Below are 23,195 nucleotides of genomic sequence, written 5' to 3' on the forward strand. Positions count from 1 at the left end.
TTTAAACCTATATACCTATCCGAGGCTCTACTCTAAATAATTTAATTATGAAAGCAGATTTAATTTTATTCAACGGAAAAATTCATAGTTTCAATCCAGAAACTCCAAATATAACAGCAGTCGCGATTAAAAACGGAAAATTTATTGGCGTTGGAAATGACAGCGATATCATGCAGTTTGCTTCTGAAGAAACCAAAATAATCGACCTTCAGAATAAGAGAGCTGTTCCAGGAATCAACGATTCGCACATTCACCTTATTCGTGGCGGATTAAACTATAATTTAGAATTACGCTGGGATGGAGTTCCGTCTCTAGCCGATGCGCTTCGAATGCTAAAAGAGCAAGTTGATCGCACTCCAAATCCGCAATGGGTACGTGTAGTGGGCGGTTGGTCTGAATTTCAATTTGCTGAACGCAGAATGCCAACTTTAGAAGAAATCAACGCTATTGCGCCAGATACTCCTGTTTTTATTCTGCATTTGTACGATAGAGCGATTATGAACAGAGCGGCACTGAGAGCTGTTGGATATAACAAAAATACGCCTGCGCCTCCAGGCGGACATATTGAGCGTGACTCAAACGGAGAGCCAACAGGACTTATTATTGCAACGCCAAATGCGATGATTTTGTATTCAACTTTGGCTAAAGGCCCTACTCTTTCTTATGAGCATCAGCTTAACTCGACACGTCATTTTATGAAAGAATTAAATCGTTTCGGAATCACCAGTGTGATCGATGCTGGCGGCGGATTTCAGAATTTTCCAGACGATTATAAAGTGGTGAATGAATTGAATGAAAAGAACCAATTGACAGTGCGAATTGCCTACAATCTTTTCACACAAAAGCCAAAACACGAATTTGAAGATTTTTCAGATTGGATTGATACCGTAAAATTATATCAGGGAAATGATATGTACCGCCACAATGGCGCTGGTGAAATGTTGGTTTTTTCTGCTGCTGATTTTGAAGATTTTCTACAGCCAAGACCTGATCTTCCAGAAAACATGGAAGCCGAATTAGAAAAAGTGGTTCGTCTTCTGGTAGAAAACCGCTGGCCGTTTAGACTGCATGCGACTTACAACGAAAGCATTACCAGATTCTTAAATGTATTTGAAAAAATCAACCAAGATATTCCTTTCAACGGACTTCCGTGGATTTTTGACCACGCAGAAACTATTGATGAAAGAAACATCGAACGTGTAAAAGCTTTAGGAGGCGGAATTGCTGTTCAAAGCAGAATGGCTTATCAAGGAGAATATTTCACAGATCGTTACGGAACTAAAGCTGCAGAAAACACACCTCCAATCAAAAAAATGATCGAAATGGAAGTTCCTGTTGGCGCAGGTTCGGACGCCACAAGAGTAAGCAGTTACAATCCGTGGGTTTCCATGTATTGGATGACGGTTGGAAAAACTGTTGGTGGCTTGCAATTGTACAATGAAACCAGATTGAACAGACAAACGGCTTTGGAATTGTACACCAGAGGAAGCGCTTGGTTCTCGCAAGAACAAACAAAAAAAGGAGATATTAAAGTTGGAATGTTTGCCGATTTAGTGGTTTTAGACCGAGATTATTTTACAATTGACGACGAAGACATTAAAAAAATCGAAGCTGACTTGACCATTGTAGACGGAAAAATTGTGTATGCAAACGGAGATTTTTCTTCTTTCTCCCCTCCTCACATTCCGATTCTGCCAGATTGGTCACCAACAAATATTTATAACGGATATCCTGTAAGGAGCGGTTTGCAAAGTGCAATTGAAAAAAATGCAAAAGCCGATGCAAAACCAAAACTAACTTCGCAGATTCATAGCTGCAGCGGAAGTTGCGATGTTCATTTACACAATCACAACGCTGCCCGATTGAGCAATGTTCCTGTTAATAATTATAATGCATTCTGGGGAGCTTTGGGCTGTTCTTGTTTTGCTTTTTAAATCTCAAAAAATGATTGATATTATAAAACAAATCCTGTATTCCGATTTAGGGACATCATTCAACAATGCAGCTCTTTTAGCTTTTAGAGTTCTGCTTGCCATTGAATTATTCAGAGTACACGGAATGAAAAAATTTAGAGTCGAAAACGGACAAAAAGAACATGTTCCAAATCCGCTGCATCTGCCAGAAAAACTAAACGGTTTGGTAGCAACATTTTCAGATACTGTCATCCCGTTTTTCATCATTCTAGGGTTTGGAACAAGGCTCGCGGTCTTACCTACAATTGGTGTCACTGCAATTGGCTATTTTGTGGTTCACCGAAACGATTCGCTAGAAGTGCGCGATGTGCCTTTTATGTACACTTTATCTTTATTACTGCTTCTTGCCCTTGGCGCAGGAACGTATTCACTAGATTACTATTTAGTAACATTATTAAACAATTGATTTAAGCACAAATATTTTAACACATAGAAACATAGATTTTTTGGGAGCAAATAAAAGGCGTTTCTCTTTGCATTAATACACATAGCATATTTTATTCTCTCGCAGATTAAACAGATTGGGCAGATATTTTCCATTACAAACTTTGTCAAAGTTTAAAACTTTGACAAAGTTCTCACAAAGCGTTAATAAATCTATGTGTTAGAAACTAGTTTCTTTCCTCTCCTTTTCAAAACAAAGAGAAAAACTATGTTTCTATGTGTTTATTGATTTAGATTCCTCCACAACTCAAAACTCATAACTCATAATTAATAACTTATTAAAACCCAATTCAAAATGAAAGCAAACATCGGAATCAAACAAGAAAACATTTCAAAAATCGTAGAGATTTTAACTAAAGTTCTTGCAGACGAATTTATACTTTACACCAAAACAAAAAGAGCACATTGGAACGTTGAAGGTCCAGATTTTTACAACAAGCACATTTTCTTCGAACAGCAATATGATGCCATCGATGAAATTGTGGATACTGTTGCAGAAAGAATTCGTTCTTTAGGCCATTACACTCCAGCTACTTTAAAAGATTTCTTAGCGTTAACACATCTTAGCGAAGAATTACAAGAGAAAAATGACAGTAATGGTTTTATTAAAGAATTGCTTCTCGATCATGAAAGCATCATTATATATCTGCGAGAAAACATCAATCTTATTGCGAATGATCTCCAAGATGCAGGGACAAGCGATTTTATTACAGGTCTTGTAGAAAATCACGAAAAAATGGCGTGGATGCTTCGCGCACATTTAAACTAAAAAGAATTATGGAAATAAAACAAAACAATATTTGGTACGTAACCCTGCTTCTAACCATAATAGCAGGGTATTGCGATACCGTAACCTTTGTCGCAGCCGATTCGATATTTTCGGCGCATGTTACAGGAAACTTTATCGTATTTGCCTACCAGATTATCAAAGGTTCAGACTTGCATGCTTGGATAAAACTGCTAACTTTTCCCGTTTTTATTATCGCAGTAATTACAGGGGGAAGAATTGCTTTAAAAGCCAGAAATCGCTACACTATTTTATGTTGGGAAGGGATAATACTGGTTTTAAGCGGCATTGCATCGTACGCCTTTGGTTATCTGCAAAATTTCGAAGAATGGACGATGTATACCATCGCCATGACAACTGTATTTGCCATGGGACTTCAGAATGCTTTTGGAAAACTTTACGCTAAAGAAACGCACGGCCCGACAACTATGATGACAGGAAATGTCACTCAGGCTTCGCTTGACCTGGGAAATCTATTAAAAAACGGATTTAAAGATGCCGAAGTACTTTTAAGTTTTAAAAAACAATTAGTTACAATAATTGGATTTCTTATCGGTTGTTTTCTTGGTGCCGTTGCAGGAAAGTTTTTCGGATTAGGAACTTTAATCCTACCGGGAGCTGCTATGATTATTTGCTATTTATACCACCGAGACAGCCAGTAAACACTCATTTTTGAATTGCAGTTTGCCAATAATATAGTATCTTTAAAGAATGGTTTTTATCTCTTTTCCTAAAAAAGAAATTGCTGATATAGGAATAAAACAAAATACAACCCAAGAATATGGAAACAATAAAATTAGAATTAGACGAAAAAAAACATGGTGCTTTTAATCTCTATGTCGACGATAAAAAACTAGGCGAAATGACAGTAAGCATTAAACCAGATTTGTTGACGGTTTATCATACTGGAGTTGAACCAGAAGCAGAAGGAAAAGGTTATGCAAAGAAACTTTTAGAAGAAATGGTAGCATACGTTCGCGCCAATAATTTAAAAGTTTTACCGCTTTGCCCTTATGTTCACGCGCAATTCAAAAGACATCCAGATGAATACGAAGATATTTGGAAGAAGTAACGTTGAAAAGATTAAAGATGAAAGACAAAAGACTGGAGATGAAAGACTGGAGATGAAAGACTCTTGTCTCTAGGCTTAAAAATTAAAGATTAAAAAACTATGAATACAGATATATTAACAGATGGCGTTCCTTTAAATGAAGCCAAAAAAGCCCTCATCATGATTCACGGTCGTGGTGCAAGCGCGCATGATATTCTTTCTATCACCAAACATCTTAAAGTAGAAGATTTTGCATTGGTTGCGCCTCAGGCAGAAAACAGAACTTGGTATCCGTATTCTTTTTTGGCACCCCTAAACGAAAATGAACCTTCATTTTCAAAATCATTAGAAGCTATCCACCAGGTTGTTGTTGCAATTCAGCAAAACGGAATCGAAAAAGAGAATATTTATTTCTTGGGCTTTTCTCAAGGAGCTTGTCTTGCTTTGGAATTTACAACCCGAAATGCCGCAAAATATGGCGGAATCGTAGCTTTTACAGGTGGGCTAATTGGTGATAAGGTGTATGAAAATCATTATTCAGGAAATTTTGAAAATACTCCTGTTTTTATAGGAACAAGCGATCCTGATTTCCACGTTCCTGTAGAAAGAGTGAATGATACAGAAGCGCTTATGGAAAAAATGGGTGCTGACGTTACTAAAAAAATCTATCCAAATATGGGACACACCATCAGTCAGGACGAAGTAAATTGTGCAAATGCATTGATTTTCAATAAAAAATAATGTTTACTATAACTCGTGTTTACAGCGATGCTAACGGAGAAAGCCATTTTGAAGACTTTCAAGTTCCGTTGAAGAACAATGGAGATATCGGATTTTTATCTGATGATGAGCCTGTCAAATCTATTGTTTTTAGAGAAGTAAGTCCTTCTTACGATTACGATTTTCATAATGCGCCAGACCGCCAATATATAGTATTACTGGAAGGAGGCGTAGAAATCGAAACTTCACTGGGAGAAAAAAGAACATTCTCGACGGGTTCAATTTTATTGGTGGAAGACACTACTGGAAAAGGCCACAAAACTAAAAATATCGAACCAAAGCTTCGAAAATCAATATTTATAAAATTGTAATTTAAAAAAGTGCCACTCCCGATAGCTATCGCAATAAAGAATTAAATTGATTTTTTTTGCCTCGAAGGCGCTAAGACACAAAGTTTTTTTGCAAATACTAAAAAAGAATCTCGCAAAGACGCAGAGTCGCAAAGTTTTACTTTAAGTAATTTAATCTGCATAAATCTTTTAATCCTGATAGCTATTGGGAGCGTGAAAAAAAATCAAAAGTAAGCGCGAGAAACTATGTGCATTTAAATAAGTGAAACGCCTTTTATACATATAAAAAGCTATGTTTCTATGTGTTTAAAAAAAGTATAAACCTTTAATCTGCTTATCTTTTAATCTCGATAGCTATCGAAAGCGTGAAAAATTTTCAATCTTAAAAATTTTTCTTTTTTATTGATTCTCTAAATATACATTTTCCATTATCAAAATCACGATATATCGTGTAATATCAAATTGGGCTCTTTCTTTAAAAACCTTAATAATAAAGCACTTACTCAAATGGAACAGGTTTTGGTTATTCTTTAAAAAACATCAAAAACGTGCCGTATTTCATTTCTTAATCTAGGTTAATCGATCCAGAAGCATAACGGACGTAAATTTGTAAAAGAAAAATCAATAACAATTTAATATAACAAATACCATGGAAAATAAAATATTAGGCTTACACCATATTACTGCAATCGCAGGTGACGCTAAACGTAATTTTGACTTTTATTCAAAAGTTTTAGGACTAAGATTCATCAAAAAAACGGTAAACTTTGACGATCCTGGAACATACCATTTTTACTTTGGCGACGAAGTAGGAAGCGCTGGAACAATACTAACTTTTTTCCCTTGGGGAGAAGGAATCCAACAAGGAAGAAAAGGTTCTGGAATGGCAACAGAAATTGGTTATTCTGTTCCAAAAGGAAGTTTGGATTTCTGGCAGAAACGTTTTGAGAAATACAATGTAATTTACAATAAACCAGCTGAAAAGTTTGGAGAAAAATATTTGACTTTTTTAGATCCAGACGGACTAAAATTAGAGTTAATCGAATCTAAAACAGAAGATAACCGAAAAGCTTGGGAAACAGATGAAGTAAGAGCAGATGTAGCAACAAAAGGTTTCCATAACATTACTTTGACTTTAAACAGCATCAAAGCAACTGCTGCCATCTTAACTGACATTTTCGGTTATAAATTAATCGATCAAGAAGTAAACCGCTACCGTTATGCAACAGATGCTGTAGAAAATGCTGCCATTGTTGACTTGGTGGAATTACCAGAGGAAAAACGTGGTTTAAATGCAAACGGAACTATTCATCACGTAGCATTCCGTGTTCCAAATGATGAAATTTTGATGAAATTCAGAGAGAAAATCGAAGATTACGGATTGTCTATTACACCGCAAATTGACAGACAGTATTTCCACTCTCTATATTTTAGAGAACCAGGAGGAGTTTTGTTTGAAATTGCAACTGATAATCCTGGTTTCACTGTAGATGAAAGCTTAGAAGAATTGGGTCAGAACCTAAAACTTCCTGCTCAATACGAACCTCAAAGAGCTGCTATCGAAGCTCATTTGGTTAAAATCAATTAATTAAAAACTAAGCCGGTTTGTCTTAAACCGCGACACAACTATTTGAAAAGAGGTTTTCCTAGAGAAAGCCTCTTTTTTTTTATAACTTCAGAGAATCGCAGTTTTTTATAGCAAAGAATAGCCGTTTACAATACAAAAACTTAGAATCTCAGCCTCTCAGTCCCGAAGACTTGGGATGGCATCTCAAAATCAGCGATCCATCCACTGTTTAAAGAAAGGCGTTTTTTCGCGACTTATGATTACCTCGCGTTCTGGATCAAGTTTTAATTGGATTTTTAGTTTTGCGTTGAAGTAGTTGGCAATAGATTTAATGCTTTCTGCACGAATGAAAAACTGGCGGTTGGCACGGAAGAAAATATTTGGATCTAATTCTTGTTCCAGTTCTTCCATAGTTTGCGGAATAGAAATAATTACACCCGATTTTAGGAATAAATTACTCGTTTTAAATTCAGAATATATAAAATCAATATCGGCGACATCTACGCTTTTGTAACCGTCGCGATAGGTTACTAAAAAACGCATTCTGAATACAGGTTTCTCAATCAGTTCTTTTAGAATTCCAGCTATATTGGTAACGTTGGCTTCGTTTTTATTTAAAGATTTAAATTTGTTTAAGGCAAACTCCAATTCGTTCTTTTCTATAGGTTTCATCAAATAATCGATGCTGTTAACCTTAAAAGCGCGAATCGCATATTCGTTATACGCTGTCGTAAAAATAACAGGGCAAGTGATTTCGATTTCGTCAAAAATAGCAAAGCTTAGTCCGTCAGCTAAGCGGATGTCCATTGTAATGAGATCTGGAGGTGGATTCAATTTTAGCCATGCAACAGTATCTACAACTGTATCAATAATGCCAAGAATTTCGCAGTTGGGTTCGAGCTCTTCCAATAGCCTTTTTAAACGGCTGGCGTTAATGCTTTCATCTTCTACAATTAAAATTTTCATAACTCTTACATTAATGGCAGACGTACGTCATAATAACCGTTTGATTCAGTGAAAATCGGCATTCTCTGAGATAAAATTTTATAGCGGAATTCGATATTTTTATTTCCAATGCCTGTCGAAACCAACGTTTTTCCAGCGGTTCTTTGCAAATTATTTCGAACGACAATATCGCCAGAATCAGAAAAAACAGAAATAGCAAGCGGATTCGCTAAAGTTGCCATATTATGTTTTACAGCATTCTCTACCAATAACTGTAAGGTTAAAGGCGGCAAATGAAGAGCGAAAGCAGACGAATCAACCTCAATTTTTAAGTCGATTTTTTCTCCCAATCTTTTCTTCAACAAATAAAAATAGGCATTCAGAAATTCAATCTCCTCTTTTACAGTAATCGTGTCTTTATTTGAGTTTGAAATCATATAACGATATACTCTCGTTATATTTTCTAAAAACGAAGCGGCTTCTTTCTGATCTTCATAAATCAATTCTGTCAAAGTGCTGAAATTATTGAACACAAAATGCGGATCTAACTGCATTTTTAAAGATTCTAATTTTGAACGTGTTACCGCTTCTTGAAGTTCAGAAGCTCTAACTTTTAATTCAGCAGTTTCTATAGCTTTTAAACGCCACCTGTTTAGAAGAAATATTCCAGTATGAATGGCACTTATGAAAAGCGAAATAATCGCAGCCATAATTTTAGACTGCCAAATGGTAACCAGATCATTTTCTTCTAAGGCTGTACATGGATAGAAATAATCCCAGACACTGGAAAAAATAAAATTTAAGAGACTATTTCCGGCAATTAAACAAATAAACTGTGCTATTGCCCTAAATGCCGGATTTTGTTCCCATCTTATATAATAATTCAATCTTCGGCCCACAAAAAGTGTGAGCTCTGTCAAAATTGCGCAATAGACTAAAATAATGAAAATATCGAAGGTCTGGTCTAAATCAAGCAGGCTTTCTTGTTCGAAATCTCGGTACGGATTGAGCCAATAATAAGAAGAAAGATAAACCAAAAAAACGGCTGGAATTACTATAACTCTGTAATATTTATAGAAAAAATTCTTGCCTGATTTTTTATTTTGGTTCTTTCTACTCATTAATTCATTCAAAAAATCCTATCTCATTAGTGTTCTACCAGAACAGCTTCTGCCTTAGTGGTTGCTGTAATAGTTTCAGCTGATTTTCTCTCGCGCATAACTCCCCATTTTAAGCAAGTTGCTCCCCATGAAAATCCTGCTCCAAATGTAGTTATCAATACATTCTGTCCTTCTTTAAAATCATCTTTAAAATCCCATAAACACAACGGAACTGTTGCAGAGGTTGTATTTCCGTAACGGTCAATATTTACTTTTACTTTTTCGAAATCAATTCCTAAACTTTCGCCAACAGCAGTAATAATTCTCAAATTAGCCTGATGTGGAACCACCCAGTCAATTTGGTCTGCTTCTAATTCATTTTTTGCCAAAGCATCTTGCGAAACCTGGCTCATGGCCGCAACGGCTCTTTTAAATACAAAAGCACCATCTTGTTTTAAATAGTGTGTTCTATGTAAAAGACTCTGCATAGACGTTGGATTTCTAGAACCTCCAGCTGGCACAGCCAAAGAAGAAACTCCACTTCCGTCCGTTTTCAGGATTGTTTTCATTAGACCAGCATCAGATTCACTTTTTTCTAATAAAATGGCTCCTGCTCCATCTCCGAAAAGAATACACGTATTACGGTCTTCGTAATCTACGATTGAGCTCATTTTATCTGCTCCAACGATGATTAATTTTTTATAACGCCCGCTTTCGATCATGTTTGCCCCCATTTCCAGCGCATACAAAAACCCGCTGCAGGCTGCATTCATGTCAATTCCAAAAGCATTTGTAAGTCCGCTTTTATCGCAAACAATACTTGCTGTTGGTGCCAAAATGTGATCCGGAGTAGCTGTTGCTACTAACAAAGCTTCTATTTCTTCGCGGTCTACATTATAATTTTCGATAAGGTTTTCAATCGCAGCTGCGGCAAGATCAGATGTTGCCGTATCGTCATCTGCGATTCTGCGTTCTCTAATTCCAGTTCTTTTGATGATCCATTCTTCCGATGTATCAACTGTTTCTGAAATTTTTTTGTTGGTTAAAATTGATGATGGTACGTAACCACCTATAGCTGTAATTACTGCGCTCATTGTTTTTTATTTTTTTTAAGCTTTGTACTCTTAGAACCCAACGCTTAACACTTTTTTTCTTTTTTTGGACTGCTCATGATAGGAATAGAATCTTTGAGGTACCACAGGAAACCAATATAGTATTCCTTAAAAACCGATTAAATCTGTTGGCAATAACTTTTCTTGAGAAATAATGTTTAAAAACTTAACAAACTATTAACATTATACAAAATCCAATTAAAATAAATTAAAAACCTATACAAAGTGTTCTCTCGGTATAACTCTGTATAGAACCTTTAATTTACCTTATTTTTAAAATCATACTATGCGGTTTCAGTTTGCAGATAATTCCCAATTTTAGCTGTTGCTGTACTGATAAAAAAACCTTTCTGCATTACGTTTTTAGAGTGCCACAAAATTAATTTAAAAATATCTTAAACCAGCAGGTTATTAAGAATAATTAACAAAACTGGCTGAAATGTTAAAATATAATTTTGAAATTCGACAATTAGCTCCAAAAATTACAGAATCTCTAAAATCAAAAAATATCTGTTAAATTTTATTTTGATACTATTTCCTCAAAAAAACTTTATAATTTTTATATCATTAATTTTAAATCAAATCAATCGTTAATAATTCGGAAATGACAATAATGGGATATCTAGACCCGCTGCCAGAATCCTAGTTTTGCTTCTGTGAACCAAAGAATCCCAAAAACCGTATTTTTGAGGCACCATAATCAGCAGATCGGCCTCATAATTTTTAATTTCTTTCCTGATTTCGTTAATAACAGCATTCGATCTTACCGTTTTATACAAATATTTTACGTCTTCAAATTCTTTTTCAATATTTGAATTCATCAAAATTCTCTGCTGCTCTTCTTTCAAATCATCCAATTTATCATCGACAGTAAAAAACTCAATTTCTGCACCAAAACCTCCTAAAGTATTTTTGATCCAGCTGAATTTCTTAATAGCCGAAAAACTTAAGCTGTCACAAGCATATAATACCTTTTTTATGTTCACAAAACGGGCAGCCTGAGGAACAGCCAAAACCGGAATCTGTAAGTTTTTAATCGCTGTTGTCGTTGAATTTCCTAATAATTCCTGCTCAAAAGAACGCTCAGCCATTCCCATTACGACAGCATCGGCGTTGGTTTCCTTAATGATTCTCGGAAGCTCATCTTCTAAAAAAGAATAAGTACAAATTGCTGCTGTTTCTATTTGAAATGAATCGGCTATTTCTTTCGCTACATTTTCAAGCTTAGAAATTGCTCGGTCAATCTGCTTCTGCATTGCATCTGCAGTTATATGCGAGTTGGCACTATGCACACTCAGAGAAAATGAATTAAATAAAACCAATTTTGCGCCAGTAGCTTTGGCTAAACCAGCAGCATACGCAACGGCGTTATTTGCAATGTCAGAAAAATTTGTCGCGGCGATTATAGTAAGAGGTGAAATCATAAATTATGTAATTAAGCTTTCTGCAAAATTGCCCAAATAAACGCTTTACACCTTTTTTATATCACCGAATAATCATTTTTTACGACCCAACCGTAAAATTTCATCCCCGAAAAAACAGGCTTTCTTTTTTGGTTTCTTACTTTAAAAACAAGAAAAATCAAGTCTGTCAGTTTTTATATTTATTACTTTTACTTTTTATTAAAACTTAGCGAATGGACGCCAAATCTCTCTTAAAAGAACATGTTTCTAAAATTGTTTCACTGACCGACGAACAATTCGAGTATTTCTTTTCGCATTTTAAAACAGAAACTTATAAGAAAGGGCAAACTGTTATTAGCGAAGGCCAGAATGTTGACAAAGAATATTTTGTTATTTCGGGCTGTTTAAAATCTTTTTATGTTAATGATGAAGTAAAAATGTATATTCTGCAGTTTGCCATGCCTACTTGGTGGGCGTCAGATTATGCGGCGCTTTACAACAAAACCAAAGCAACAATTAATGTTGATTGCATTTCAGATGTTGAAATTCTCTCTCTTTCAAATGACGACCGAGAAAAACTCTGCAGAGAAATACACGAAGTGGAGCATTTCTTTAGATGGAGAACCAATCGCGGTTATGTGGCTTCTCAGAAAAGATTGCTTTCTTTTATGAATAATGATACGAAAACGAGATACGAAGAACTGCTGGCTCTCTATCCTGCCCTATACAATGCTGTTCCTAAACATTTAATTGCTGCTTATCTCGGTGTTTCAAGAGAAACTTTAAGCCGATTGTACAACGCTTCTAAACCACACTAACGAATGTGATCTACATCACGTAATCAATTTTAAATACCGCCATTACTTTGTATCATAAATTAATAACAATTTAAAATACAGAATAATGGAAACTAAAAATTTTAAAATTTCGAATACTGAAAGTCAAGTAAACTGGATCGGAAAAAAAGTTACTGGACAGCACAATGGAACAATTAATATTCAAGAAGGCACTTTTACTTTTTCTAATGACGAACTGACTGGAGGAAATGTTGTAATTGACACCACTTCTATCGTAATTCTTGACGTCACAGATCCTGCAACAAATCAGCAATTTGCCGGACATTTGGCTTCAGATGATTTCTTTTCTACGGATAAATTCCAAATTGCTACTTTAGATATTACAGCGGTTTCGAAACAAACTGAATCAGATTATTTTATTGAAGGCAATCTTACGATTAAAGCTATTACACATCCAATTGGTTTTAATTTGGAAGTAAAAAGAAACGAGAGGGATTTGAAAGCTTCAGGTAAAATCATCATTGACCGTACCAAATATGACATGAAATTCCGTTCTGGAAACTTCTTCACTAATCTTGGCGACACTTTAATCTACAACGATTTTGAATTGGATGTTAACCTAACAGCAAAACTTGCTTAATACCTAGAAATCATGCCATATGTAAAAATTGAACTAACTCGTGAAGGCGTTACAAGAGAACAAAAGCAAAAGCTAATATCTGGAATTACACAATTAATAACAGATGTTTTGGACAAAGACCCTAGCCTTACACACATCGTAATTCAGGAAATAGAATTGGATGATTGGGGATTTGCAGGCGAACAAGTTTCAGTATTGCGAGAAAAAGGCATTACGGCACAAAAGAAATAATCTCTTTAAAATTAGAAAAAATGAAAACAATTATCATAACCGGTGCTTCTACAGGCATTGGTAAAGCAACAGCACAATTATTTTTAGAAAAAGGGTATAATGTGGTGATCAACTCTGCAAATTTACAGAACCTTGAAAACACGTATCAAGAATTAGGTCATACGAACCGATTAGCGATGGTGCATGGCGATGTAAGCCTTATTGCTACTGGGAAAAAATTAGTCGAAACGGCCTTAGAACGCTTTGGAAGCGTTGACGTTTTAATCAATAATGCGGGAATTTTTCAGCCACAATCTTTCTTAGATGTAGAAGAAAAGGACTTGGATCGTTTTTTAAAAATTAATTTAAAAGGAACTTATTTTACAAGTCAGGCAGCTGTTAGACAAATGCTGCAACAAGGAGAAGGATCTATTATTAATATCGGAACCGTTTTGGTTGACCATGCTATTGATGGATTTCCTGCTACAGCACCAATTTCAAGCAAAGGCGGCATTCATGCTTTTACCAGACAGCTCGCTGCTGAATTCGGAAAAAACAATATTCGCGTAAATGCCATTGCCCCAGGAATAATTAGAAGTCCGCTTCAGGCTAAAACTGGCGTAGACAATGCTGATAGTTTGGCTGGGCTGCATTTATTAAACCGCATTGGAGAAACCGATGATGTGGCGCAATTGGCTCTTTATTTGGCTGAAAGCAATTTTGTAACGGGAGAAATCATTAATTTAGATGGCGGTCATGTTGCTGGCCATAGCATTTGATAACTTCAAAAGTTAAAATCATGGAAAATTTTAGCACAAATGCAGCTCTAATTACGGCTGTACTTATGAATTATTTTAACGGAATTTATAATGGTGATGTCCCTCTACTTCAAAGTGTATTTCATCAAGAAGCGATTATTGGCTTTGATCTTAATGGAGAAACTCATTTTAAAACCGTAAATCAATATTTGGAAGGTGTAAAAAAACGTAAAAGTCCACAGGAATTGGGAGAAGAATTCAAAATGAAAATCCTATCTTTAGAAATTATCAATAATACCGCTGTCGCGAAAGTTCAGGTTCCGATATTCGAGTATAATTATTATGACTTCTTAAGCCTTATCGTTGTTGATGGCAAATGGGTTATCAGTAATAAATTAGCAACTAAAGTAAATTAAAATACAATGTGGAATTCAACCAAAATAACACAGTTACTAGGCATTGAGTATCCAATTTTACAAGGTCCAATGGGCGGTGGTTTTTCAACTGCCGCTCTTTTGGCTTCTGTAAGCAATGCGGGAGGATTGGGCAGTTACGGTGCTTATACGCTCACGCCAGAAGAAATTCGTGAAGCTGGAAAAGAAATCAAACTCGCTACTTCTAAACCTTATAATATCAATTTATGGGTTAATGATGTCGATAAAAGCCTTTTAAATTATCCTTCAGAAAAACTAGAAAAGATAAAACTGCTTTTTAAACCTTATTTTGATGAATTAGGGATTCCGCTTCCCGATTTATCTTCTGATATTCCTTCTAAATTTGAAAAACAAGTTGAAGTTTTATTCGAACTCAAACCAGCCGTCTTTAGTTTCATTTTCGGAATTCCGTCGAAAGAAATACTTCTAGAAAGCCGAAAGTTGGGAATAAAAACTATTGGCGCTGCAACCACTTTAGAAGAAGCACTTGCACTAGAAGATGCCGAAGTCGATGCTATTATTGCCGCAGGATTTGAAGCTGGCGGCCATAGACCATCTTTCCTAAAACCTGCACAAGATTCTTTTACAGGATTATTTACCCTTGTACAACAATTAAAAGCTAAAACCAAAACGCCAATTATTGCTGCAGGCGGAATTATTGATGCAAAAGGCATAAAAGCTGCTATGGCTTTAGGTGCCGATGCTGTGCAATTGGGAACTGCTTTTATGGTTACCGATGAATCTGGCGCGGCTCCCATTCACAAAGAAATGCTTTTTTCAAACCCAAACACTCCAACAACAGTTTCGAAATCACTAACAGGAAGAATGGGCAGAATGATAAGTAATACCATTTCTGATGCTGTTCCTTTTGAAACTGAAGTATTGCCTTTTCCGCTTCAGACCAAATTAATTGCACCTTTAAAAGTAGCCGCGCTCGCGCAAGGAAGAACTGATATGGTTAGTTTTTGGTCTGGACAAAATACAAGTAATTTAAAACATCATAAAGCAAGCGAGTTAATGCAGGCTTTAATTGCTGAAATATCTGCCTTGCTGTAGTTTTTTACCGCAATCCCGATAGCAATCGGGAGCTAAGTTTTTTTGCTTTAGATTATGTTTTTAAGTTCGCAAAGCATTGTATTTATAATCTCGCAAAGTCGCAGAGTAGCAAAGGATTTTATTTTTAAGCCACAGATTATTGTGATTAAAGGAATTTGTCTCTCGCAGATTTAGCAGATTTAACAGATTTTTTTCATATTTAAAAATATAATCTGCTCAATCTGCCAAATCTGCGAGAAATAAAGAAAACTTTGCGACTCTGCTACTTTGCGAGATTAAAAATCATAATATTTTCACACAAAGCTTTGCGAACTTAAAATCTCTAAGCATTTATATAAAAAAGATCCTTGCGCTCTTTGCGGTTAAAAAACACCACCCAACATCCCGTCCATTTCACCCCGAAGTTTGTCCGCTTCAACATATTTTCGATTTCGATTTTAAGGCTTTCAACGCACCTTTGTACCGTTAAATAACTTTAAATATCAAAATCATGAACTCAAAAACAACAAAAATTATCTATTGGACAGGCGCAGTATTAACTTCTTTATGGTTTGGCGCAAGCGGTTTCTTCGAACTAACAAATAATCCATTAGTTTGGGGAATTACACAGCAATTGGGTTATCCAGCACATTTTATTTATATCCTTGGCGTTTTTAAAGTAGCCGGAGTAATTACACTTTTAATTCCGAACAAATTATTGCGATTGAAAGAATGGGTTTTCGCAGGCGTATTTTTCGACATCATTTTTGCTTTCTTTTCAAAAATAGCCGTTTTAGGTTTTGGTGCTGCGACTGATGCAATTGTAGCCTTTATAATGGTAAGCGTAACTTATGCAATGTATAGAAAATTATATACAGCAACTTACGTTCCTTCAGAAATCAATTAATACAAATTACATTAAAATAAAAATGCCTAATTAAGCATTAGGCATTTTATTATTTTCTATCTAATCTTTCTTTAATTAATTATCATGAAAAAGATCATCTTAATTCTCTGTTTTATACTTTCAGCTTTGTTCTTTATAAGCTGCTTTATGTTTCCTGGATTGTAAAATCAAACCAATTAGTTTATCTGAAAAAATGATGAATTAATTGGTTTTATCGATTTTCCAGCCAGCTTAAAAATGCCGTTGCTTTTTCTTTTCCAACCAATAATTTTTCTTCTGTTGGCACACTTAATTTCACAATTATTTTACGAGAAAAATAATGTTCTGCTTCGCGAATCGCCGAAAAATTAACCAAATATTGTCTATTGATTCTAAAAAACTGAATTGGCGATAAAAGCTTATGAATTTCATCTAACGACTGCGTTAACGGGTATTCGTTTTTATCTAAGGTCATAATTGTCGGCATTTCGTTTTTGATATAAAAAAACGCAATATTCTCCGTTAAAACCGTTTGGTATTTATTGTTTTTGAAAACCAAAAAACTGCTTTTCCCTTTGTTTTCTCCATTTCGCGTTAGCAAATAATCAAAATCGGGCATTGCTTTTTTATTTCTTTGGAAGAAGTTTTTCAGTTCTCCTGCTTTCTTTAAGGCTTGCGAAATGCTTTCTCTGGAAAATGGCTTTAGAACATAATCAATTCCGTTTGATTTAAAGGCTTCAATCGCATAATCATCAAAAGCAGTGCAGAAAATAACAGGCGACAAAACCTCAACATTTTTAAAAATCTCAAAACATTGGCCGTCTGCGAGCTGTATATCCATAAAAATCAAATCGGGCTGATCGTTTTCTGAAAGATAATCCACCGCCCCGTCAATGCTTTGTATATAAGACAAAATCTGAACATCAAGTCTGATGCTCAGAATAAGTTGGCCAAGAGCTTTGGCAGTTTTTACTTCATCTTCAATTATTATGATAGTCATAATCAAGTGGTATTTTTACTTTAAAGGTAGTTTCGTCTTTGTCAATTTCAATTTCTTTATGAATCAGGTGCATAAAACGCTGGTTGATATTATCTAAACCAACACCTGTAGACACAGCGCCTCTTTTGAGCTGAATCTTATTTTCGACCACTAAAAACTCATTTTCTGTATAGAGTTTTATTTTCAACGGCTTATCTAAAGAAACGACATTGTGTTTGATGCAGTTTTCAATTAACAATTGCAATGTGAAAGGCGGAATCGCCGAATCGTACTGTTTTGGATTTACTTGATTTTCTAAAACAAATCCGTCTTCAAAACGCGCTTTCAGCAGATAAACATACGAATCTAAAATTTGTAGTTCTTCGCTTAGCGGAATCAAATCCATTTTTCGGCTTTCGAGAGTAAAACGGTAAAAATCAGATAGTTTCAAAATAAAATCAGAACTCTGCGGATCTTGAATATCAACCATAGATTTTAGCGTATTCAAACTATTGAACAAAAAATGCGGATTGACCTGCTGTTTCAATAATTCGTATTGAGCTCCTAGATTTACTGCTTTGGTACGTTCTAGTTCGACTCCCATTTGCTGGGTTTGATAGTTCTGAAAAAGCAGATGCAAGAACATATACACAATCAGATTGATCAAAACTCCGCGAAGTTCGAACATAATCGGCGCATCCATTTTTGAAACCTGAAACAATTCTTGATGTGCAATTACCAGAATCACCATCAAGACAATCCCAAGAATAACACTCAATAAAAGTTTCCAGTTAAACAGACTTTTATTGGCATGATTAGCAGAAAATTTGGGTAAACTGTAGATGTTGTAATACCATATAAAAAGAGAAAACAACAGCGTAATCGAAGAATTTATAATAAGATCTCCAGGTGTAGAATCGGCATCAAATAATTTGGGTATCGAAGCCATAACTGCCAAGGCAATCGAGCTTCCCCAAATGACTTTGAGCGAAACCTGAAAACGTTTTTGTTTTTCCATAATTGAAGTTTGTTTTTTTGATCTTACTCTGTCAAAGATAGGTTTATTTTGAAAAATTAAATTAGATTTTTACTCTCGCAGATTTTGCAGATTTAGGAGTTTTTTTTTTGGAAAACCAACGTTACACATTTAGTTTGTCATTTCGACGAAGGAGAAATCTCCACAAGTAACTCCATACAGAATGTCGCCTATCTTTGTAGAGCTTCTTACGGAGATTTCTCCTTCTTCGAAATGACAACTAAGGTGACCCTAAGCACGTTTCACCCCAAGAATAGCACCCGATTTTATATCTTGAACAAAGCCAATAATTTCAAAATCTTGCGTATTAAAATTCTTAGGCAAAGTGATTGTCGAGTTTCCTTTTGCTACTTTCAAATCGATAGTTTGCAAACGCTGTACAATTTGGTAATGTGATAAAACGCGATGCGCATTTTCTCCTCGCTTTACATTGCTTTTAGCCGATTTTTGAACTACTGCAATAAGCAAATGACTGTTTTTAAAAGTACCATTAATACTGTAATTCAGCGACAATTTATCATTTTGCTGTTTGGTTTCTAAAGACAAATCAACCGCAGCGGGTTTAGAAAGCGCCAATTTTATTCCGTTTCTAAGACTTGTTTCCTGAGAACCTATATAATCTGTTTTTCCGTTAATGATTACTTGAGGAGTATAAATCGGTTCTTTTCCTAGAAATTGAGCGTAATCGTATTGTCTTTTGGTGAAATCAGCATTACTGAAAATATCTTTCCAACCCTGTTTATCCCAATAATCAACATGATACGCCAATACATAAACATTCTTATCCTTGTATTCATTTTGAATTTTCCCCAGCAATTCATCCGCTGGCGGACAGCTTGAACATCCTTCTGAAGTATATAATTCTAAAAGTGCAAAACCTTTTGAATTGTTTTGGCTGAATATGCTATTTCCAATCAGAAGAAACAGCATTATAAAGCCACTTAATAATTTTATCTTTTTCATAATTCTCATTTGTTAAACCTGACAGGTTTTTAAAACCCGTCAGGTTTGTTAAGAGTAGAGTTTTCAGGTCAACTCATAACTCATAATTCATAATTTAAAACTCTTTTTAAAGAATATTAATCTCAACGTTTATATTTCCTCTAGTTGCTTTAGAATACGGACAAGTCTGATGCGCTTGAGCAGCCAAAGCTTCTGCAGTCTGAATATCAATTCCTGGAAGGCTGATATTTAATCTTGCCTGAAGAGAATATTCACCATTTGTTACACATAAATCAACCTCAGCGTCTACCGCAGTTTCAGCCGGAAGTCTAACTCCCAGTTTAGAAGCAGCAATTCCAAGTGCTCCAATAAAACAAGCCGACCATCCCGCTGCAAATAACTGTTCTGGATTTGTTCCAGGACGTGAAGATCCCGGTGTGCTTAATTTGATATTCAATTGTTCATCTGAACTTTGAGAAGCTCCTTCTCTACCCCCTGTTGTGTGTGTTTTTCCTGTGTATAAAACTTTTGTTTCCATGATAATTTTAGATTTTAGATTGTTGATTTTAGATTATTTAAAAATTAATATTTATTGATTCTTGATATTGATATTGGAATTTGGAAATTTAAAAATTGGAATTTATTTCAGGTTCGCTACATCAATTATCGCCTGAGCAAACGCTTTTGGATCTTCTTGCGGAACGTTATGTCCGATGCCTTTTAAAATTCTGTGTTCGTATTTTCCCGTGAATTTGTTTGCGTAGGCTTTTCCATCGGCGAAAGCGCCATCAAAATCACTTCCTATTGTAATAGTCGGAACTTTAATTTCTGGTTTTGCTGCCAAACGTTTTTCTAGATTATCGTATTTTGCTTCTCCTGCTTCAAGAGATTGTCTCCATCTGTAATTGTGAATCACGATAGCCACATGATCTGGATTATCAAAAGACTGAGCCGTTTGATCGTAAGTAGCTTTGTCGAAGTTCCATAACGGAGAAGCGATTTTCCAGATCAGTTTATTAAAATCATAAGTGTTTTGTGTGTAACCTTGTTTTCCTCTTTCGGTTGCGAAATAATATTGGTACCACCATCCTAACTCAGCTGTTGGAGGAAGCGGTTTTAAATTTGCTTCTAAATTCACCACCAAATAACCACTTACAGAAACCAAACCTTTTACGCGCTCTGGCCAAAGTGCTGACATTACAACTGCTGTTCTTGCTCCCCAATCAAAACCTCCAATTACAGCTTTATCTATTTTTAGCGCATCCATAAAAGCGATAATATCACTTGCTAAAGCTGCCTGCTGACCGTTTCTGAAAGTATCTTTGGAAAGGAAAGTTGTAGTTCCAAATCCTCTTAAATACGGGGTAAAAACGTGATATCCTTTTGAAACCAAAATCGGAACGACTTCGTTATAACTATGAATATCGTATGGCCAACCATGAAGTAAAATTACTGGCGTTCCGTTTGACGGACCTGCTTCAGTGTAACCCACGTTTAATAATCCGGCGTTGATTTGTTTTAATGTTCCTAAAGAACTACTTACTTCGATTGTTTTTTTCTGTGAAGTCTGTGCTTGAGTGAAAGCTGCATTCATAAAAAAAATAGCGATTAGAATATTGGATAGTGTTTTCATAATTTTTATTTTTTGATTAGTTGATTATCAGTTAATTTCTTCGTCAAAGGTATTTTGACAATGCTTGTTTTAAAAGGTAAAAAAAGGTGAAGTGGACAAAGTTGAGGGTGAAATGGACAGGATTCGGGGTCGTGTTTTTTTACCGCAAAGCACGCAAAAGTTTTTTGTCTAGATTGCGTTTTAAGTTCGCAAAGCTTTGCAAATAATACGATGTGAAATTCTCGCAAAGTCGCTAAGTCGCAAAGTTTTAAAAACAAAAGCTTTGTGAACTTAAGGTCTTTAGACATTTATCTCAAACAAAACTTAGCGACCTTTGCGAAAAACCTTTGCGCCCTTTGCGTTAAAACTATACGCATTTCAACCTGAAACTATTTTTTCATTACAAGTATGGGTTTGCCTTTTTCCACTATGTAAGTTGCCAGTTCCGAAGCCTTAAAATTGGTATTATTTTTAGCCGAGTGCACCACACCTGCTGGAATAAAAAGTACTTCTCCTGCTTTTAGTGTCACTGGTTTTTCTCCTTCAATCTGATATTCCAACGAACCTTCAACAACGTAAATGACTTCTTCGCCTGGGTGAGAGTGTTTTCCGAAAGCTGAATGCGCTTCAAAATCGATTCGCGCTTGAACCATTTCTTTTCCTGGAGTACTTAGATCATGTTTTTGCAAATCGATGCGTTTTACTCCTTGTGCTGCAATCTGATTCGGAACCAAAAAGGCAATGATTCCTAAAACAATAATTGCGATTATAACCCATGTTTTTTGTTTTTTCGTTTCCATGATTTTTTATGTTTTTTAGTCTAGTGTATATTTCATTTATTTCACGCAGATTTCAAAAAGATTTGCGCTGATCTGGCAGATTTTTTTTAATTTATATCTGCGTTAATCTGTAAAATCTGCGTGAAACAACTTTTATTTTTTTCCCTATTTTCTTAATTAATGTTTTCCTCTTAAACTTCTGAAAGCATCACGAAGTTCAACCGTAAAAATTTGTGGCTCTTCCCATGAGGCAAAATGACCTCCTTTATTTACTTCATTGTAATAAGACAAGTTTTTGTATGCTTTTTCAGCCCAGCTTTTTGGAGCCTGATAAATCTCTCCAGGAAAAACCGTGATTGCTACTGGAATTTTAATATCAGCAGTTTTCTGTTCGAAAGCATTAAAATTGTTATTGTTATTTTCCCAATATAATTGAGCCGAAGAATTAGCGGTATTAGTCAGCCAATACAATGAAATATCGTCTAACATTTCGTCTTTAGTAAGTGATTTTTCGGCATTTCCTCCGCTATATGTCCATTCGTTGAATTTATCCAAGAAAAATGAAGCCAATCCTACAGGAGAATCTGTCAATCCGTAACCTAAAGTCTGCGGGCGTGTTACCATCATTCCGGCATAACCACCGCCTTTTGTATACAATTTGTTTAGCGAATTAAAAGCTGCTTTTTCCTTAACCGATAATCCTGCAGGAGCTGGATCGCCATTTTTTAATGCCTTAGCAACATCAGCAGGAACAGTTGCGGGCATATTCACATGAATACCCAATAAACCTTCTGGAGCTTGGCGTGCCATAGCATCTGCAATTACAGAACCCCAATCACCACCTTGCGAAACATAGTGTTTATAGCCTAAACGTTTCATTAAAACGTCCCAAGCATTTCCAATTTTCTCTGGCCCCCAGCCTGCTGTTTTTGGTTTTTCAGAAAAACCGTAACCTGGCATCGACGGAATTACCAAATCGAAAGCATCTTCTGCCTTTCCTCCGTAAGAAGTCGGATCTGTAAGCGGTCCAACCACTTTTAAAAGTTCAAAAACCGAACCTGGCCAACCGTGTGTAATAATCAGCGGCATTGCATTTTTGTATTTCGATTTTACATGAACAAACTGAATATCCAATCCGTCTATATTGGTTACAAACTGAGGCAAAGCGTTTAGTTTGTCTTCGGCTTTATGCCAATCATAGTCCGTTCCCCAATATTTTACAAGACTCTGAATCTGATTCAGTTTTACCCCTTGCGACTGATCATTTACCGTTTCCTGATCTGGCCATCTTGTAGCATTGATGCGATTGCGAAGATCTGTAATCGCTTCCTGTGAAACACTGATATGATAAGGGCGAATTAGACTTGCATCATTTTTATTTTGTTTGTCCTTATTCTGTGCAAAAGAAGCCGATGCCAACAACATAAAAGTTCCAGTTGCAATTGTTTGTATAAATGAATGTCTGTTTCTCTGAAGTGTTTTCATTTTTTTTGATTTTTAAATTAGTGTTATTCGTTAATTTCTTTGTCAAAAGTATTTCGATAACCCTTCTTACGAAATCAGAAAATAGGTGAAGCGGACAAACTTCAAGGTGAAATGGACAGGCTGTAAGTTGTGAATTATGAGAGGTAAAAT

26 protein-coding genes are annotated in these 23,195 nt (G+C 35.6%); 15 read left to right on the forward strand and 11 right to left on the reverse strand.

Annotated elements, in window-relative coordinates; translation table 11 throughout:
- Positions 1–47 precede the first annotated feature (47 nt).
- From BLP44_RS09785 to BLP44_RS09820, 8 genes are all read left to right on the forward strand, one after another.
- Entirely contained in the window at positions 48–1,934 is a 1,887-nt protein-coding gene (locus tag BLP44_RS09785; protein WP_091132279.1) for an amidohydrolase, read from the forward strand.
- A 10-nt stretch (positions 1,935–1,944) separates the two neighbouring features.
- Entirely contained in the window at positions 1,945–2,379 is a 435-nt protein-coding gene (locus BLP44_RS09790; protein WP_066034857.1) for a DoxX family protein, read from the forward strand.
- 333 nt (positions 2,380–2,712) lie between these two features.
- Positions 2,713–3,186, forward strand: coding sequence for a Dps family protein (locus tag BLP44_RS09795; RefSeq protein ID WP_008463478.1), 474 nt, complete (start codon positions 2,713–2,715; stop codon positions 3,184–3,186).
- Between the two features lie 8 nt (positions 3,187–3,194).
- Entirely contained in the window at positions 3,195–3,866 is a 672-nt protein-coding gene (locus BLP44_RS09800; RefSeq protein ID WP_091132282.1) for a YoaK family protein, read from the forward strand.
- A gap of 119 nt (positions 3,867–3,985) precedes the next feature.
- Positions 3,986–4,276, forward strand: coding sequence for a GNAT family N-acetyltransferase (locus BLP44_RS09805; RefSeq protein ID WP_066034859.1), 291 nt, complete (start codon positions 3,986–3,988; stop codon positions 4,274–4,276).
- A 99-nt stretch (positions 4,277–4,375) separates the two neighbouring features.
- On the forward strand, positions 4,376–4,996 hold the full coding sequence (locus BLP44_RS09810) for an alpha/beta hydrolase (protein ID WP_091132284.1): 621 nt from the start codon (positions 4,376–4,378) through the stop codon (positions 4,994–4,996).
- On the forward strand, positions 4,996–5,346 hold the full coding sequence (locus tag BLP44_RS09815; RefSeq protein ID WP_091132287.1) for a cupin domain-containing protein: 351 nt from the start codon (positions 4,996–4,998) through the stop codon (positions 5,344–5,346). Before BLP44_RS09810 ends, BLP44_RS09815 begins: the two co-directional genes overlap by 1 nt.
- A 628-nt stretch (positions 5,347–5,974) precedes the next feature.
- Positions 5,975–6,913: a ring-cleaving dioxygenase gene (locus BLP44_RS09820; protein ID WP_091132290.1), complete on the forward strand. Its 939-nt coding sequence runs from the start codon at positions 5,975–5,977 to the stop codon at positions 6,911–6,913.
- Between the two features lie 189 nt (positions 6,914–7,102).
- On the opposite strand, the gene BLP44_RS09825 is transcribed toward BLP44_RS09820, so the two are convergent.
- The 4 genes from BLP44_RS09825 to BLP44_RS09840 all read right to left on the reverse strand — a co-directional run bounded on the left by BLP44_RS09825 (position 7,103) and on the right by BLP44_RS09840 (position 11,473).
- Positions 7,103–7,858, reverse strand: a complete 756-nt coding sequence (locus BLP44_RS09825) for a LytR/AlgR family response regulator transcription factor (protein WP_091132292.1) — start codon at positions 7,856–7,858, stop codon at positions 7,103–7,105.
- Positions 7,859–7,863: 5 nt separating this feature from the next.
- Positions 7,864–8,958, reverse strand: a complete 1,095-nt coding sequence (locus BLP44_RS09830; RefSeq protein WP_091132296.1) for a sensor histidine kinase — start codon at positions 8,956–8,958, stop codon at positions 7,864–7,866.
- Between the two features lie 26 nt (positions 8,959–8,984).
- The gene (locus BLP44_RS09835; protein WP_008463462.1) at positions 8,985–10,031 is read right to left on the reverse strand and encodes a beta-ketoacyl-ACP synthase III; all 1,047 of its coding nucleotides are present in this window, start codon (positions 10,029–10,031) and stop codon (positions 8,985–8,987) included.
- 608 nt (positions 10,032–10,639) lie between these two features.
- A complete protein-coding gene (locus BLP44_RS09840) occupies positions 10,640–11,473 on the reverse strand; it encodes a universal stress protein (RefSeq protein ID WP_008463460.1) in 834 nt (277 codons plus the stop codon).
- Positions 11,474–11,685: 212 nt separating this feature from the next.
- Between BLP44_RS09840 and BLP44_RS09845 the strand changes: the two genes are divergently transcribed.
- The 7 genes from BLP44_RS09845 (at position 11,686) to BLP44_RS09875 (ending at position 16,233) form a co-directional block, all read left to right on the forward strand.
- Positions 11,686–12,270, forward strand: coding sequence for a Crp/Fnr family transcriptional regulator (locus tag BLP44_RS09845; protein WP_008463458.1), 585 nt, complete (start codon positions 11,686–11,688; stop codon positions 12,268–12,270).
- Positions 12,271–12,355: 85 nt separating this feature from the next.
- A complete protein-coding gene (locus tag BLP44_RS09850; protein WP_091132299.1) occupies positions 12,356–12,889 on the forward strand; it encodes a YceI family protein in 534 nt (177 codons plus the stop codon).
- Between the two features lie 12 nt (positions 12,890–12,901).
- A complete protein-coding gene (locus tag BLP44_RS09855) occupies positions 12,902–13,120 on the forward strand; it encodes a tautomerase family protein (RefSeq protein WP_091132301.1) in 219 nt (72 codons plus the stop codon).
- A gap of 20 nt (positions 13,121–13,140) precedes the next feature.
- Positions 13,141–13,878 (forward strand): SDR family NAD(P)-dependent oxidoreductase, encoded by a 738-nt coding sequence (locus tag BLP44_RS09860; protein WP_091132304.1) that lies wholly within the window; start codon positions 13,141–13,143, stop codon positions 13,876–13,878.
- 20 nt (positions 13,879–13,898) lie between these two features.
- A complete protein-coding gene (locus BLP44_RS09865; protein WP_091132310.1) occupies positions 13,899–14,273 on the forward strand; it encodes a nuclear transport factor 2 family protein in 375 nt (124 codons plus the stop codon).
- A gap of 6 nt (positions 14,274–14,279) precedes the next feature.
- Positions 14,280–15,347 carry an NAD(P)H-dependent flavin oxidoreductase gene (locus tag BLP44_RS09870; protein ID WP_091132314.1) on the forward strand — a complete coding sequence of 356 codons (1,068 nt, stop codon included), beginning with the start codon at positions 14,280–14,282 and terminating at the stop codon, positions 15,345–15,347.
- A 490-nt stretch (positions 15,348–15,837) separates the two neighbouring features.
- Complete coding sequence (locus BLP44_RS09875) at positions 15,838–16,233, forward strand: DoxX family protein (protein ID WP_008463447.1); 396 nt, start codon at positions 15,838–15,840, stop codon at positions 16,231–16,233.
- Between the two features lie 211 nt (positions 16,234–16,444).
- Here the strand turns inward: BLP44_RS09875 and BLP44_RS09880 are convergent, their stop codons facing one another.
- From BLP44_RS09880 to BLP44_RS09915, 7 genes are all read right to left on the reverse strand, one after another.
- The gene (locus tag BLP44_RS09880; RefSeq protein ID WP_091132318.1) at positions 16,445–17,212 is read right to left on the reverse strand and encodes a LytR/AlgR family response regulator transcription factor; all 768 of its coding nucleotides are present in this window, start codon (positions 17,210–17,212) and stop codon (positions 16,445–16,447) included.
- A complete protein-coding gene (locus tag BLP44_RS09885; RefSeq protein ID WP_091132322.1) occupies positions 17,193–18,209 on the reverse strand; it encodes a sensor histidine kinase in 1,017 nt (338 codons plus the stop codon). Before BLP44_RS09885 ends, BLP44_RS09880 begins: the two co-directional genes overlap by 20 nt.
- Before the next feature lie 249 nt (positions 18,210–18,458).
- Complete coding sequence (locus BLP44_RS09890) at positions 18,459–19,190, reverse strand: DUF1223 domain-containing protein (RefSeq protein WP_091132898.1); 732 nt, start codon at positions 19,188–19,190, stop codon at positions 18,459–18,461.
- 106 nt (positions 19,191–19,296) lie between these two features.
- Positions 19,297–19,707 (reverse strand): organic hydroperoxide resistance protein, encoded by a 411-nt coding sequence (locus tag BLP44_RS09895; RefSeq protein WP_091132326.1) that lies wholly within the window; start codon positions 19,705–19,707, stop codon positions 19,297–19,299.
- A 102-nt stretch (positions 19,708–19,809) separates the two neighbouring features.
- A complete protein-coding gene (locus tag BLP44_RS09900; RefSeq protein WP_091132330.1) occupies positions 19,810–20,802 on the reverse strand; it encodes an alpha/beta fold hydrolase in 993 nt (330 codons plus the stop codon).
- A gap of 368 nt (positions 20,803–21,170) precedes the next feature.
- Positions 21,171–21,581, reverse strand: a complete 411-nt coding sequence (locus BLP44_RS09910) for a cupin domain-containing protein (protein WP_091132339.1) — start codon at positions 21,579–21,581, stop codon at positions 21,171–21,173.
- 156 nt (positions 21,582–21,737) lie between these two features.
- A complete protein-coding gene (locus tag BLP44_RS09915) occupies positions 21,738–23,045 on the reverse strand; it encodes an epoxide hydrolase family protein (protein ID WP_091132341.1) in 1,308 nt (435 codons plus the stop codon).
- Between the last annotated feature and the right edge of the window lie 150 nt (positions 23,046–23,195).

This window comes from Flavobacterium anhuiense, from assembly GCF_900101855.1.
GTDB classification, from domain to species: Bacteria; Bacteroidota; Bacteroidia; order Flavobacteriales; family Flavobacteriaceae; genus Flavobacterium; species Flavobacterium anhuiense.